At 62.1% G+C, this 15221-nt stretch carries 12 protein-coding genes; 3 read left to right on the top strand and 9 right to left on the bottom strand.

What is annotated here, in order from left to right; translation table 11 throughout:
* Nucleotides 1–15 precede the first annotated feature (15 nt).
* Entirely contained in the window at nt 16–1266 is a 1251-nt protein-coding gene (locus M0D66_RS14095; protein WP_266210916.1) for a cupin domain-containing protein, read from the top strand.
* Between the two features lie 231 nt (nt 1267–1497).
* A complete protein-coding gene (locus M0D66_RS14090) occupies nt 1498–1758 on the top strand; it encodes a hypothetical protein (RefSeq protein WP_093633513.1) in 261 nt (86 codons plus the stop codon).
* 150 nt (nt 1759–1908) lie between these two features.
* Here M0D66_RS14090 and M0D66_RS14085 read toward each other — a convergent pair whose 3' ends face one another.
* The 3 genes from M0D66_RS14085 to M0D66_RS14075 form a co-directional block, all read right to left on the bottom strand.
* Nucleotides 1909–4164, bottom strand: coding sequence for an ATP-dependent DNA helicase (locus M0D66_RS14085; RefSeq protein ID WP_266210915.1), 2256 nt, complete (start codon nt 4162–4164; stop codon nt 1909–1911).
* Between the two features lie 63 nt (nt 4165–4227).
* Nucleotides 4228–4446: a DUF465 domain-containing protein gene (locus tag M0D66_RS14080; protein WP_093633515.1), complete on the bottom strand. Its 219-nt coding sequence runs from the start codon at nt 4444–4446 to the stop codon at nt 4228–4230.
* Between the two features lie 129 nt (nt 4447–4575).
* Complete coding sequence (locus M0D66_RS14075) at nt 4576–5478, bottom strand: hypothetical protein (protein WP_266210914.1); 903 nt, start codon at nt 5476–5478, stop codon at nt 4576–4578.
* Nucleotides 5479–5857: 379 nt separating this feature from the next.
* Between M0D66_RS14075 and M0D66_RS14070 the strand changes: the two genes are divergently transcribed.
* Nucleotides 5858–8209, top strand: coding sequence for a Tex family protein (locus tag M0D66_RS14070; protein WP_266210913.1), 2352 nt, complete (start codon nt 5858–5860; stop codon nt 8207–8209).
* 150 nt (nt 8210–8359) lie between these two features.
* Here M0D66_RS14070 and M0D66_RS14065 read toward each other — a convergent pair whose 3' ends face one another.
* The 6 genes from M0D66_RS14065 to hflC form a co-directional block, all read right to left on the bottom strand.
* Nucleotides 8360–10246 carry a potassium transporter Kup gene (locus M0D66_RS14065; RefSeq protein WP_266210912.1) on the bottom strand — a complete coding sequence of 629 codons (1887 nt, stop codon included), beginning with the start codon at nt 10244–10246 and terminating at the stop codon, nt 8360–8362.
* Nucleotides 10247–10547: 301 nt separating this feature from the next.
* Nucleotides 10548–11138 carry a phosphoribosyltransferase gene (locus tag M0D66_RS14060; protein WP_175053700.1) on the bottom strand — a complete coding sequence of 197 codons (591 nt, stop codon included), beginning with the start codon at nt 11136–11138 and terminating at the stop codon, nt 10548–10550.
* Nucleotides 11139–11141: 3 nt separating this feature from the next.
* Nucleotides 11142–12488, bottom strand: a complete 1347-nt coding sequence (locus M0D66_RS14055) for an adenylosuccinate synthase (RefSeq protein WP_093633520.1) — start codon at nt 12486–12488, stop codon at nt 11142–11144.
* A gap of 202 nt (nt 12489–12690) precedes the next feature.
* On the bottom strand, nt 12691–13842 hold the full coding sequence (locus M0D66_RS14050) for an ATP phosphoribosyltransferase regulatory subunit (RefSeq protein WP_256455249.1): 1152 nt from the start codon (nt 13840–13842) through the stop codon (nt 12691–12693).
* Between the two features lie 232 nt (nt 13843–14074).
* Nucleotides 14075–14266 carry a DUF2065 domain-containing protein gene (locus tag M0D66_RS14045; protein ID WP_054041860.1) on the bottom strand — a complete coding sequence of 64 codons (192 nt, stop codon included), beginning with the start codon at nt 14264–14266 and terminating at the stop codon, nt 14075–14077.
* A gap of 44 nt (nt 14267–14310) precedes the next feature.
* Nucleotides 14311–15213 carry a protease modulator HflC gene (hflC, locus tag M0D66_RS14040; protein WP_266210911.1) on the bottom strand — a complete coding sequence of 301 codons (903 nt, stop codon included), beginning with the start codon at nt 15211–15213 and terminating at the stop codon, nt 14311–14313.
* Nucleotides 15214–15221: the final 8 nt, after the last annotated feature.

Genomic DNA, 15221 nt, shown 5'->3' with positions numbered 1-15221 from the left:
AACTCACATTATACGATGCCCAAGCGGCCCACTGACCACCCGGCCGATGCAGCTTCGGCACGGAATTCTTCTGCGGCTTCAAAGCCGGCTCGCCCTATTCTCCCGCCCTCGCCCGACACGCCCATACCCTTGCTCGGCAATCTGACACCGTCGCAATTCATGCGCCGGTACTGGCAGAAGAAGCCGCTGCTGATCCGCCAGGCGATCCCGAACGTAGAGGCGCCGCTGTCGCGCGAGGAGTTTTTCGAGCTGGCCGATCAGGACGAAGTCGAAGCACGTCTGATCACGCACTTTCGCAACAAATGGCAGTTGGAGCACGGCCCGTTCGCGCCGGATGAACTGCCCTCGCTCAAGCAGCGCGCCTGGACCTTGCTCGTGCAAGGCGTGGACCTTTACGACGATCGCGCGCGCGCCTTGCTCGACCGTTTCCGCTTCGTGCCGGACGCGCGTCTGGACGACCTGATGATTTCGTATGCAAGCGATGGCGGCGGCGTCGGCCCCCACTTCGATTCCTACGATGTGTTTCTTTTGCAAGTAAAAGGCAAGCGCCGGTGGCGAATAAGTGCTCAGAAAGATCTGACACTCCAACCGGGTTTGCCGTTGAAAGTTTTACAGCATTTCGAAGCGGAAGAGGAATGGCTGCTCGAGCCGGGCGACATGCTGTACCTGCCGCCGCATATCGCCCATGACGGTGTCGCCGAAGGCGAATGCATGACCTGTTCGATCGGTTTTCGCGCCCCGTCCGCGGGCGAGTTGACCGCGCAGTTCCTCTATTATCTGGCCGAACGCGGCGACTCGGCCGCGCGGCCCGATGCGCTTTATCGCGACCCGCAGCAAGCCGCAGTAGACCGTCCGGCAGCGCTGCCCGCCGCCTTGATCGAACGGGTTGGTTCGATCCTTGCTGGCGTCAAGTGGAGTGAGCAGGACATTGCGTCGTTCCTTGGCACGTACCTCAGCGAACCGAAGCCGAGCGTCGTGTTTGATCCGCCGCAACGACCGCTCAATGAAGCACGTTTCATCAGTCAGGCATCCAAGTCTGGCATTCGACTGGACCGCAAGACTAATTTGTTGTACAACCGCCGTTTTTTCTTCCTAAATGGAGAGGAAACGCCGTTTAATGGGGCCAAAAAGTGGTTGATTGACCTCGCTGACCACCGGTGTCTGAGTGCGAAACGCTTTGTAACACTCTCAGACGATTCGTCGGTGACAGCACTGCTTCACGAGTGGTATTGTGCGGGCTGGATACAAGTGGGCGAGCTTGCGTAACTCTGCCCGCCTGTTATACCGTACTGTGAAATTTTGTATGAGAAAGACAACGTATTGACCCCGGATTTATGGATTGTCAGTACGAAAGTGCATATAATTTCCGCCCAAGCCGTAGGGAAGATTCTAGCTCGTCAAAAGAGCGTCTCCACCAACGGCCCAGGTCGATGTTGGAGCACATTACCGGTATTATTTTGCGCTGTTGCTTACCTTTAACCATAAAAGGACGTGATCATGAAGAAATCCCTCCTCGTAGCATCCCTGTTGGCAGCTGTGGCACTGGCTGCATGCAACAAGAGCAACGATCAAGCCGCTGCCCCGGCTAGCGACGCAGCTGCTGCTTCGGCACCGGCTGCTGCAGCTTCGGATTCGGCTGCTGCTGCATCGGGTGCGGCTGCTGCTGCGAGCGACGCTGCTGCTTCGGCTACGACCGCTGCTTCGGACGCAGGCGCTGCTGCTTCGGCTGCTGCTCCGGCTTCGGGCGCAAGCCAGTAAGCTGTCGCATAGGGTTCGCCTCTGGGCGAAAACTGCTCCGGGAAATCATCTCGATTTCCTGGGCAGTAAAGCAAAACGCCACGGATTCAAATCCGTGGCGTTTTGTCATTTAAGCGCCGTTTTTTACAACGGCATTCGCTTAATCACCTGCTATTCAGCCGGCGTTGCGTTCTCTTCGAAGAATTCACGCACGACTTCGATCTCTCGTGTGCGTTTAAATGGCGGCAGGCTCTGCCATATACGGCGCCCATACGGTTTGTCGACGAGACGGGTATCGCAGATCATCAGCACGCCACGATCGGTCTCAGCGCGAATCAGACGGCCTGCGCCCTGCTTGAGGGTAATCACAGCCTGCGGCAACTGGTGGACCGCGAACGGGCTCAATCCCTTCTTCGTTAGCGCATCGAGACGCGCCGACAGCACCGGGTCATCAGGCGGCGCAAACGGCAGCTTGTCGATCACGACCAGCGAGAGCGCATCGCCCCGCACGTCCACGCCTTCCCAGAAGCTCTGGCTGCCCACCAGAATCGCATTGCCATACGCACGGAAGCGATCGAGCAACTCGGTGCGGCTCGCGTCTCCCTGCACGAGCAACGGGTAGTCCCACCCGCGTGCTTCAATGGTGTCGCGCAGTTTGGCCGAGATGCGGTCCACCGCGCGCAACGTCGTGCACAACATGAATACGCCGCCGCCCGATGCTTCGATCGCGGGCAATGCCGCGTCGAACACGGCGTCGGTAAACATTGGCGACGAAGGCTGCGGCAAATTGCGCGGCACGTACAGAAGCCCTTGCGTCGGATAGTCGAAGGGGCTCGGCAGCGTCATCGAGCGCTTTGCGTTCAGGCCCATCTGCGCCGCGTAGTGCGTGAAGTCGCCACGCACCGACAATGTCGCCGAGGTGAAGATCCAAGCGCGCGGCACACCCGCGCGCTGCTTAGCGAAGATCGGCGCAACCGACAGCGGCGTTTCGTGCAATTGCACCGTATGCGCGAACACTTCGATCCAGCGCACCTTTTCGTTCGGATCGGTGCGTTCGGCCTTGGCGTCCTCCGCGGCGGCGTCAGCGGATGCGCGTTCGGTCTCGGTGGGCGGTGTGGTCCAGCCCGCGAGCACGCCTTGCAGTTCGCGTGCGCGGCGCAGACACGCCCCGATCGATTCGGCTCGCTCGGCCTGACCCGCCAACGCGGACGTCAATGCGTCGAGCTCGGTCTCAAGTGTTTCGAGTGCGGGGAATAGCGGATGATCGTCGGGCAACTGACCGATCGACAAGCGCACCGTGTCCTCCTTGAAAGCGAGCCGCACGTCACGCGCCGCGCGTTCGAGTGTCGAGCCGAGCTTGACCCAGTCGACCGATTCACGCGCATGACCCAGGCCCTCCGCCACGGAATCGCGCGCGAGCTCGAGAAATTGCGTGGTGGAAAGCGTCTCGCCGAAAAACAGCGTCGCGGTTTCAGGCAGTTGATGCGCTTCGTCGAAGATGATGGTGTTGGCCGTCGGCAGCAATTCAGCCATGCCGGTATCGCGCAACATGATGTCGGCGAAAAACAGATGGTGATTCACCACCACGATATCGGCCTGCTGCGCCTCGCGGCGCGCCTGCATCACAAAACATTCCTTGTAATGCGGGCACTCCTGGCCAAGACAGTTCTCACGCGTGGACGTAACCATCGACCACACTGCCGCCGTTTCCGGCACGCTCGCGAGTTCAGCCTTGTCGCCGGTGCGCGTGATCTTGGCGAAGCGAATGATGTCCTGCAAATACGAGGTTTCCTGGCGCGAAGGCAGGCGACCGTTATCCGCTGTGCGCTGCAGATAGTAATGGCATAGGTAGTTCGCGCGGCCCTTGAGCATCGCCACCGACACCGGCACGGCGAGCGCATCGCGCACGGTCGGAATATCGCGCTGAAAGAGCTGATCCTGCAGATGCTTGGTGCCGGTAGAGACGATCACCTTGCCGCCCCACAACATGGCCGGCACGAGATACGCATAGGTCTTGCCGGTGCCGGTGCCCGCTTCCACGATCAGCGTGTTTTCGCTGCCGTCGAGACCGCTCGATTCGTCGTTTTCAGGGGCAACAGTTGCCGCCTCCGCGCCTGGCGCTTGCAGACGCCGCGCCGGACGCTTTTGCGCCTCGAACATCGCGGGCTCGGGCATCGCGCGGCCCGACGCTTCCATGGCCGCCGCGACGGCGCGCGACATCTCGATCTGCGACGCGCGCGAACGATAGCCGTCGATCTGACGGGCGAGCAGGCCGTTGTCGGCGAAGATATCGTCCAGTTCGGCAACGCGGCGTGGATTCAGCGACGCGGAGAGCGCAGACGCGGGAGGACGCAGCGCGGGCGTGCCGGCCGCCGGAGCGTCCTCGCCCGCCGTGGCGCGTGGTGAAGTTTCAAGCGGTGAATTCAAGGCAAGCGTTTCCTGCAAAGTCCGGCGCGCGCGGCGCGACCCGGCACCTGCCAGGGCGCGAACTCAGGCGCGTGCGTCCGGTTCGAGCTGCAATTGCAGCAAGATGATGGTGTCCTTGACTTTGAGTTTGCGCTTTTTCAGGCGCTGCAACTCGAAGTCGTCGATGCCGGGCTCTTCCGACATTCGGTCGATCAAGCGATCGAGCCCACTATGCTCCGATTCCAGTTGCAGAATACGGTCGCGCAATGTGTCCGCGGTGATGACGTGATGTTGATCGCGCATGCTCGCCTCCTCTCGTATGCGGCACAGGGCTGCATATGCAGCCCAATGCCTGAGGTTGCTGTCCGGCTTAAAACGCGTTACGACGACTGCTGCCTGGCTACTACCCTACCAGAACCCGCTACAGCACACCTACTGTTGTTCCTTTTGCTGCTTTTGCTGTTCTTCAAGCTGCTGTTGCTCTTTCAACTGGTCCTGACGTTTCTGCTCGGCTTTCTCGGCCGCCTGCTTCTGACGAGCCTCGACATCGGCCTTGTGCTGCGCCGCGTCGGCCTGCTTCTTCTCGAAGGTCTGCTGCTTCTCCACCCGCTCCTGCGCCTTTTGCGCGCCCTGCTGACGCGCCTGGTCGAGCTTGCGCTGGAAGTCGCCCTGCTTCTGGTCGTATGCCTGGCTGTTGGCTGCGGCTTGCGACGGGCTGATGCCGCGCTGCGCCTGATCCAGCGCGTGCTGTTGTTGCTTCTGCTGATAGGCTTGCGCGTTGGCGCTGCGTTGCGGCGCCTCGGCCGCGCGCTGCGCCTGGTCGAGCTGGTGTTGGCGCTGCTTGTCTTCGTAGGCCTGGGCGTTGCGCGCGTCGTCAGCGGCACGCTGCGGCGCGCTGGCTTCGTCTTGTGCGCGTTTGAGCGCTGCCTGCTCGTCACGCTGGCGAGCGTGCTGGACACGCTGTTCACCGTCGAGCGCGAGCTGTTCCTTGCGAATATCGGCCTGCACCGAACGCATGCTGTCGCGCGCTTTGTTCAGACAGTGGTTGACAAAGAACTTACTGTAGCAATCGTGTTCGGCGACCGCGTAACGGTAGTTGTTTTCCTCGGTACGCTGATCGAGGACTTTCTGCCGCGCCTCGAATGCGCTGTCGGGCGATGCCGCGTTATCGGCATTGTCCGCGCCCGTGGCGCTCATGGTGCTCGTTGTGCCCGAAGCCGCTGCCGGCGCGAGGCTGCTGGCGGCCACGAGCGGCGCTGCGGATTGCGCTACGGCCGGCGCGGACATGGCCAGCGAAGCTGCCATGACGCACGACGCGCACGAAACGAAAAACATCCCATTGGACGGAAGCGCTGACCTGAACAGGGACCGCAACACCGACGTGAGCGATGTAAGCGGCGAGCGCGACACACGCGGCGTCAGAAAAAGCGGTAATTGTGACAAGCGAGAGACCAAGCGGGAGTCCAGGCGGTTGAGGGACAGGGAGGTTGGCAACGTCGTAATTGGTCAACGGAACATGCCCGAAATTCTATCACCCTGCGGTTGAGCCCTTTTGCATTTATGGCAAAATGCCCCGCTCCAGCAACCTGGTCGCAGCGCGCACGCCCAGCGTACACCGGTGTGCCCGACGTGGGCCCGGAGTATGCCTGGCATGTGCCGGGCATGTGCCACTACGGCGCGACCTTTGATTGAGCAGCAGGAACACCAAGACCTTATGACGGAAACCGTAGCACTCAAGATCGTACAGCGCATCGCCGCCGAACTGTCCGTCCAGCCGCGCCAGGTCGCGGCCGCGGTGCAACTTCTCGACGAAGGAGCGACTGTTCCGTTCATCGCCCGCTACCGGAAGGAAGTGACCGACAATCTCGACGACACGCAACTCCGTAATCTCGAGGAGCGCCTGCTGTACCTGCGCGAGCTGGAAGACCGGCGCGCCACGATCATCGCGAGCATCGACGAACAGGGCAAGCTCACCGACGAACTGCGCGCCGCGATCGAAGGCGCCGACAGCAAGCAGGTGCTGGAAGACCTGTATCTCCCGTATAAGCCCAAGCGCCGCACGCGCGCGCAGATCGCCCGCGAAGCCGGCCTGCAGCCGCTCGCCGACGCGCTGCTGGCCAATCCCCTCCTCGACCCGCAAACCGAAGCCGCCGCCTACGTGGACGCCGAGAAAGGCGTCGCCGACGTCAAGGCCGCGCTCGACGGCGCGCGCGACATCCTCTCCGAACAGTTCGGCGAAACCGCGGATCTGCTCGGCAAGCTGCGCGATTACCTGTTCAACCAGGGCGTGGTGTCGTCGAAGGTGGTCGAGGGCAAGGAAAACGCGGAAGAAGAAAAATTCCGCGATTACTACGATTACGCGGAAACCATCCGAACCGTGCCGTCGCATCGCGCGCTGGCCCTGTTCCGCGGCCGCAATGCGGGCGTGCTGATGGTCAAGCTGGGTCTCGGCGAAGACCTTGACGCGCAGGTGCCGCATCCGGGCGAAGCGTTGATCGCCCGCCACTTCGGCATCGCCAATCAGAACCGTCCGGCCGACAAGTGGCTCGCCGACGTGTGCCGCTGGTGCTGGCGCGTGAAGGTGCAGCCGCATATCGAAAACGAACTGCTGACCAATCTGCGCGACGAAGCCGAACATGAAGCGATTCGCGTGTTCGCGCGCAATCTGAAGGACTTGCTGCTGGCAGCGCCCGCCGGACCGAAGGCCGTGATCGGCCTCGATCCGGGCATGCGCACCGGCGTGAAAGTCGCCGTGGTCGATCGGACCGGCAAGGTGCTCGCCACCGACGTGATTTATCCCCACGAGCCGCGCCGCGACTGGGACGGCTCGATTGCGAAACTGGCGCGCATCTGTGCACAGACGCAGGCTGAGCTGATCAGTATCGGCAACGGCACGGCCTCGCGGGAAACGGACAAGCTGGCGAGCGAACTGATCGCGCGTCATCCGGAATTCAAGCTGCAGAAGATCGTCGTCTCGGAAGCCGGTGCGTCCGTGTACTCCGCCTCCGAACTCGCGGCGAAGGAATTCCCGGACATGGACGTGTCGTTGCGCGGCGCGGTGTCGATTGCACGCCGTCTGCAGGATCCGCTCGCGGAACTGGTGAAGATCGAGCCGAAGGCAATCGGCGTCGGCCAGTATCAGCACGACGTGAATCAGCGCGAACTGGCCCGCTCGCTCGACGCGGTGGTAGAGGATTGCGTGAACGCAGTCGGCGTGGACGCCAATACGGCGTCGGTCGCGTTGCTCGCGCGCGTGTCGGGTTTGAACGCGACGCTGGCTCGTAACATCGTTGACTATCGCGATGCAAACGGCCCGTTCCCGTCGCGCGAACATCTGCGCAAGGTGCCGCGTCTGGGCGACAAGACCTTCGAACAAGCCGCCGGTTTTCTGCGCATCAACAACGGCGAGAACCCGCTCGACCGCTCGTCGGTTCACCCGGAAGCGTATCCGGTCGTTGAACGCATGCTGGCGAAGATCAGCAAGCATGTCGGCGAAGTACTCGGCAATCGCGACGCACTGCGTGGCCTCTCGCCGGCCGAATTCGTCGACGAACGTTTCGGCCTGCCGACCGTGCGCGACATTCTGCTGGAACTCGAAAAGCCGGGCCGCGACCCGCGCCCCGAGTTCAAGACCGCGACCTTCCGTGAAGGCGTCGAGAAGGTCAGCGATCTGACGCCGGGCATGGTGCTCGAAGGCGTCGTGACGAACGTGGCGGCCTTCGGTGCGTTCGTCGACATCGGCGTGCATCAGGACGGTCTGGTGCACGTGTCGGCCATGTCGACGAAGTTCATCAAAGACCCGCACGAAGTGGTCAAGGCCGGCCAGATCGTCAAGGTGAAGGTGCTGGAAGTCGACGTGAAGCGACAGCGTATCGCGCTGACCATGCGTCTGGACGACGAGTTCGGCGCGGCAGCCGCGCCGCGCAGCGGTGGCGGCGCCCAGCAGGATCGGGGCGGTTCGAGCCGTTCGGGCGGTGCTGGCCGCGGCGCGCAGCAACAGCGCTCGCGTGAGCCGGAAGCAGGCGGCGCAATGGCCGCGGCATTCGCCAAGCTCAAGCAGAAATAAGCGGGTTCGTCAGTGCGTGATTCGCCCACGCACTGACATCCGCGATGACTGAGCAGAAAAGAAGCCCACGCAATTGCGTGGGCTTTTTTTATCTCTTTTCGCTTGCCGCGTCTTCACATGCAAGGCGCGTCCGAGCCTCGATCCGTCGCGTCAGATCTCGATCTTCGTCCCCAACTCCACCACCCGGTTGGCGGGAATACTGAAGAAGTCGGTCGGCTTGGCGGCGTTCTGATGCATCCACGCGAACACACGTTCGCGCCACACCGACATGCCCGGCAACTGCGTAGGCACGACCGTTTCGCGAGCGAGGAAGAAGGACGTGTCCATTATCTCGAAGGTCATGTCGTGCGTGCGGCCGACTTCGAGCAACACAGCCTTCACGTCAGGCGTTTCGTTGAAACCGTACGCTGCCTTGACGAGGAACAAGCCGCCGTTCAGATCCTTTACCGTCACGCGTTCCGCATCGTTCACATACGGAATATCCAGCGTCACGAAAGTCAGGAAAATTGTGCGTTCGTGCAGCACCTTGTTGTGCTTCAGGTTGTGCAGCAAGCTCACCGGCACGAGCGAATCGCTACCCGTCAGATAGATCGCGGTACCCGACACACGATGCGGAGGATGCGCGAGCAGACCCTGCAGGAACGGCATAAGCGGAATACCGTCAGCCGCCGTACGCTCCTTGACGATCATCCTGCCCTTGAACCAGGTCATCAGCAGGAAGAACAGGAGCGCGCCGATGCCGAGCGGCAACCAGCCGCCTTCGGCCACCTTGAGCAGATTGGCGCCGAAAAAGCCTAAGTCGACCGCCATGAACACGCCGATGATCAGCGCCACGAGGAACTTGTTCCAGTTCCATACCTTCACCATAACGACGCAGGCCAGGACCGTGGTGATGACCATGGTGGCCGTTACCGCGATACCGTACGCGGCGGCGAGGTTATCCGAGCTCTTGAACGCGATCACGATGCACAGAATGATGAACAGCAGCATCCAGTTCACCACCGGCACATAGATCTGGCCGATCGCCAGTTCCGACGTGTGCAGGATCTTCATGCGCGGCACGTAGCCGAGCTGGATCGCCTGGCTCGTCAACGAATAGGCGCCGGAAATCACAGCCTGCGACGCGATCACGGTCGCCACCGTCGACAGCACCACGAGCGGCAGCAGCGCCCAATCCGGTGCAAGCAGGAAGAACGGGTTTTCGATTGCCTTCGGGTCGTGCATCAGCAGCGCGCCCTGGCCGAAATAGTTCAGCACCAGCGAAGGCATTACGAGGAAGTACCAGGCCATGCGGATCGGCTTCGCACCGAAGTGGCCCATATCGGCGTACAGCGCTTCGGCGCCCGTCAGCACCAGCACGACCGAGCCAAGCACCACGTAAGCCTGCAACACGTGCGCGGCCATAAAGGTGTAGGCGTAGTACGGATTCAGTGCGCGGATCACATTCGGCGACTGCAGGATGTGCCACAGACCGAGCGCGGCGAGCACCACGAACCACAGCACCATGATCGGGCCAAACAGGCGGCCGACGGTGGCCGTTCCGTGCCGCTGAATCCAGAACAGCAGCACGAGGATCACCATCGTGAGCGGCAGCACCAGATGAGACAGATTGGGCGCCGCGATCTCAAGGCCTTCGACTGCGGAGATCACCGAAATGGCGGGCGTAATCACCGCGTCGCCATAGAACATGCAGGCGCCGAAAATGCCGAGCATCATCAACAAGCCGGCCATTTTCGACTTCTGGTCGAGAGAGCGCAGCGCCAGCGCCATCAGCGCGAGGACGCCGCCTTCGCCGTTGTTGTCGGCGCGCATCACGAACAAGACGTACTTGATGCTGACCACGATCACGATCGCCCAGAACAGCAGCGAGATCACACCCAGAATCGATTGGTTGGTCAGCGGAATGCCATGTGCCGGGCTGAAAGCTTCTTTCAGCGAGTACAGCGGGCTCGTGCCGATATCGCCGAACACCACTCCGATCGCAGCAATCGCGAGGGAAGGCAGAGGCTGTTTGTGCACGTGATTGTTATCTGTCATAGACGCGAGGAAATCCGTTCCCTGAGCGGAAAAAACGACCGCTATTCTAAACTGCCCGCCTAGCGCCGCCCGGCTTGTTGTGGATACACCACGTGGATGGTCCGCGCAGTGTAGCACTGCGATTTAGGCGCGTCTGCTGCGTCAGGCGTTTCGCCGGCGCGGCATGCGCGTTTTGCGAGGCACCCTTCGCGGGACATACGGTGGACACATAACGCACATAAAAAAAACGGAGCCCGCTCGGGCTCCGTCTTGCAGACACTGCACGGGATACGACGCGATACACACGACGTCGTAGCGCGCATCACGTGCCCGACGACTCCTGGTCCTGCTGCATGCCGCGCTTGATCCACGCGCCGAGGTTATGCGGACGAACCGTGTCCCATTCCTCGAACGGCTGGTGAATCCACGGATTCGTCGGCAGATACTGCACATGGTAATCAGGCTTCACTTTCGAGCAGCCCTTGTACCAGAGTACCGCCGAGCGCACCGCGGTGATCGCCGGATAACGTTCTTTCAGATGCGCCTGCACGCGTGCCAGCGTCACACCCGAATCGACCAGATCGTCGACCAGCAGCACGTTGCCGTGCAGCTCGCCGCGCGTCATCGTGATGTATTGCGCGATGTCGAGCTCGCCCTGCTCCGTGCCGGCCGCTTCGCGGTACGAACTGGTGGCGAGAATCGCCAGCGGCAGATCGTAAATACGCGAGAGCTGGTCGCCGACGCGCAAACCGCCGCGCGCGAGACACAGAATCTTGTCGAACTTCCAGCCCGATTCATGCACCTGCAACGCCAGCAGTTCGATCAGCCGGTGATATTCGTCCCAGCCGACCCACAGGTTCTTGTCGTCGTTGCGCGGGTCTTTCATCGCAATCATGGGTACACCTTGCACCATGGCTTAAACCTTGAACGGATGACGAAGCAGAATCGTTTCGTCGCGATCCGGACCGGTCGACACCATGTCGATCGGAATGCCCGCGACTTCCTGCACACGCGTCAGATAAGCACGCGCGGTGGCCGGCAGCTTGTCCCATTCCGTGATGCCGACGGTGCTTTCCTTCCAGCCCGCGAAGGTTTCGTACACCGGTACGCAACGCGCGACTTCCGATGCACCACGCGGCAGCAGGTCGATATTCTTGCCGTCGACCGTGTAGCCGACGCACAGCTTCACTTCGTCGAGGCCGTCGAGCACGTCGAGCTTGGTCATGCACAGACCCGACACGCCGTTGATCTGGATCGAGCGGCGCAGTGCGGCGGCGTCGAGCCAGCCGGTGCGGCGCGGACGGCCGGTGACCGAGCCGAATTCCTTACCGACCTTGGCGAGTTCGAGGCCAATCGGTTCCTGACGCGCGGCGTTATCCGCGTCGTACAGTTCGCTCGGGAACGGGCCCGAACCGACACGCGTGCAATACGCCTTGGTGATGCCAAGAATGTAGTTCAGCTTTTGCGGACCCACACCTGCGCCCGCGGTAGCCGCACCGGCCACGCAGTTGCTCGACGTGACGTACGGATAGGTGCCGTGGTCGATGTCGAGCAGCGTGCCTTGCGCGCCTTCGAACAGCAGATTGTTGCCGGCGGCGTTTTCGTCGTACAGACGGCGCGACACGTCGGTCACCATCGGCTTCAGACGGTCGGCATAGCTCAGCATCGTGTCGAGCGTTTGCTGGAAGTCGACTGCGGCGACACCCAGGTATTGCGTCAACACGAAGTTGTGATAATCGAGATTTTCACGCAGACGTTCGGCGAAGCTTTCCGGCTCGAACAGGTCCTGCACGCGCAAACCGCGGCGCGCCACCTTGTCTTCGTAGGCCGGGCCGATGCCGCGGCCGGTGGTGCCGATCTTGCTCGCGCCACGGCGCGCTTCGCGGCCCTGGTCGATGGCAATGTGATACGGCAGGATCAGGGTGGTGGCTTCGGAAATGAAGAGGCGATTCTGAACATCGACCCCGGCGGCTTCGAGCTCGCCAATTTCCTTGAACAGCGCTTCCGGCGACAACACGACGCCATTGCCGATGTAGCACGCGACGCCGGGATGCATGATGCCCGACGGAATCAGACGCAAGATGGTTTTCTTGCCGCCGATGATAAGCGTGTGACCGGCATTGTGACCGCCCTGGAAGCGAACGACGCCTTGAGCGTGGTCCGTCAGCCAGTCGACGATCTTGCCCTTGCCTTCATCACCCCACTGGGTCCCCACGACGACGACGTTGCGCCCGGGGTTCACATTCACTGCGCTGGCAGACATGTTGTTTCGTAAGCTGGTTAAAAACGTATTCTACCTATGTTCGCGGAACCTTCCGAATTTTTCCGTTTCCGCTCAACGGTATGCACGTTATGGTGGGTATATCGAAAATAGCGCGGCGAGTGGCCGCGCCGGGTTCGGCGACGCTTTGGACGCCTTCTGAAATGCCCTTGGGATGGCCCTCGGGCGGTCTATCGATTCACGCTCAGGAACGGGGTTCGACGACCCACGCGCCGTTGCGCTCGACCAACACGCGGTCGCAGGCGAACTCGTCCAGATCGTGCTCGTGGCCAGGCAGCGCCTGGATCACGACTTCACCGGCATCGCGCAGTGCGGCGACGCTCACGCGCAGCGCGTCGTCATGCTGCCACGGGGCGAGAATCGCGCTGCTGCGCGCTTCTACGGGCGAAATTCGAGCAACTTCGCGCAGATCGAGCGAGAAGCCGGTTGCGGCACGTGCCCGGCCGTAGGCCTGGCCGACGTGGTCGTAACGGCCGCCGCGCGCAACCGCGTTCGGCACGCCGTCCACATACGCCGAGAACATCACGCCGCTGTGGTACGCGTAGCCGCGCAAATCAGCCAGATCGATCATCACTTCGGCGCCGTCCACCTGGCTCGCGAGGAATGCGAGGTCGTCGAGCGCGCGGGCGATAGCTGGTGCGTTCGGCAAGCGTGCCCGGGCTTCGTCGAGTACCGACGCGTCGCCGTAAAGTGTGGGGAGCGAGCGCAATGCGTCGCGCGTAACCGGCGTGAGATCGGCGGTCAGCTCGACGAGGCGCGGCACATCCTTGCCGGCTAACGCGTCGTACAGCGATTGGCCCAACTCCGCAGCAGCAGGTTCCGCTTCGATCAGCGCGGCGAGCACGCCGGCATGGCATAGATCGAGCCGCACTTTCGCGAGGCCGGCCAGACGCAGCGCGTCGAGCATCAACTGCTGGATTTCCAGATCCGCTTCGAGACCGGCGTGACCATAGATTTCCGCCCCGATCTGGATCTGTTCACGCGTGGCGTGCAGGCCGCGCGGACGCGTATGCGCCACATTGCCGGCATAGCAAAGACGCGTCACGCCCTGACGATTCAGCAGGTGTGCGTCGATACGCGCGACCTGCGGCGTAATGTCGGCGCGCAGACCGAGCGTGCGCCCGGACATCTGATCAACGAGCTTGAACGTGCGCAGATTCAGATCTTGCCCGCCGCCGGTCAGCAGCGACTCGATGTACTCGAGCAGCGGCGGCATCACCATCTCGTAGCCGTACGAGCGGAAACGGTCCAGCAAATGGCGCCGCAACTCTTCGATCTTGCGGGCTTCCGACGGCAGCACGTCGGCGATATTCTCGGGAAGTAACCAGGTCGACATCGATACAGTCCTACGACGTTGAACACGGCGGCTGGGTGCGCCGGTAAATGTGTGTGAATGGCGGGCGACGGCTCTATTCTGGCGGCTGTCGCGGGTATCGCGGCGGGCCTTTACGGCCCTTCATAACCCTTCCTGGCCCGCGCCGCTGAACGCTCGCTGTTGCCAAGCCGCTGATGCCGCGCAAATGGAGCGCCAACGCAACGGCGCGCAGCGGCGGCGCTATGCGACGCCCTCAGGTCACGATAAACAGCAGGATCAACCCGAGCACCATCACGACCAGCCCGCCGACGCGAATCTGATGCGGGGGCCGTTCCGCTATTTTACGGAACGTGTCGCGCCAGGCGCTCGGAAAAACGAAGGGAAACATCCCTTCGATAATCAGCATCAATGCGATCGCGAGCAGTAACGAGCCGGCTATGTCCATGCGAATGAAGGGGCCGCGATGCGGATGCCGCGGCCTTCCGGTTATCAGTGTTTGCGCGGTACCGCGGGAGCGTCCGGGGCGGCGCCACCGGTCGGGCTACGCATGAAGCGGAAGAACTCGCTGCTTGGGTCGACCACGATCACGTCGCCCGGCTTGAAGGTGTTCTTGTACGCCTGCATGCTTTGATAAAACTGGTAGAACTGCGGGTCGCTGCCATATGCTTCCGCCGCGATTTCCGCGGCCTTGGCATCGCCCTCGCCCTTGATGGTCTGCGCCTGCTTATAGCCGTCCGCGAGAATCGCCTGTTGCTGGCTGACGGCATCCGCCTTGATCTGGTCGGCCTCGGCCGTGCCCTTCGCACGTTCGTCGGCCGCGGCCTGCTCGCGCGCGGCGATCATCCGCTTGTAGACCGAGTCGGCCATCGCTGCCGGGAAATCGACGCGCGTCAGTTGCACGTCGAGCACCGAAACGCCCAGCGATGCCGCGGCTTTGCTCATCGTGCCACGTGCTTCGTCCGCGACGGCTTGTTGCTTTGCGAGCGCATCGGTCAGCGTGACCTTGGCGAACGCGTCGCCGAGCGCGCTGCGTGACAGCAGCGCGAGGCGGTCCGCCAGACTTTGCACGTCGCCGCGGGTTTCGGCGAGCAGCTTCAGCGGATCGGTTACGCGGTATTTGATGACCGGGTTGGCCAGCAGGTCGGTTTTGTCCGACGTGACATAACGGTCTTCATCCGGCGCGTCGAGCGACTGGATGCGGTTATCGACCAGCGTGACCGTCTGCAACGGCGGCGGCAGCTTCACATGCAAGCCCGGGCCAAGCAATTCGGGCGCGGTGTCGCCATGCGAGGACAACACAGCCATATGCCGCTGGTCGACCACGAATACCATCGACGATGCGACAAACAGCACGATGACGACGGCTACGACGAGCGCAATGATCTTGTTCATGATGTGCG

This window comes from Paraburkholderia sp. SECH2, from assembly GCF_030464795.1.
Taxonomy (GTDB): domain Bacteria; phylum Pseudomonadota; class Gammaproteobacteria; order Burkholderiales; family Burkholderiaceae; genus Paraburkholderia; species Paraburkholderia aspalathi.
Note: the sequence above shows the minus strand (reverse complement) of the source record. Positions and strands in the feature narration are given on the sequence as shown.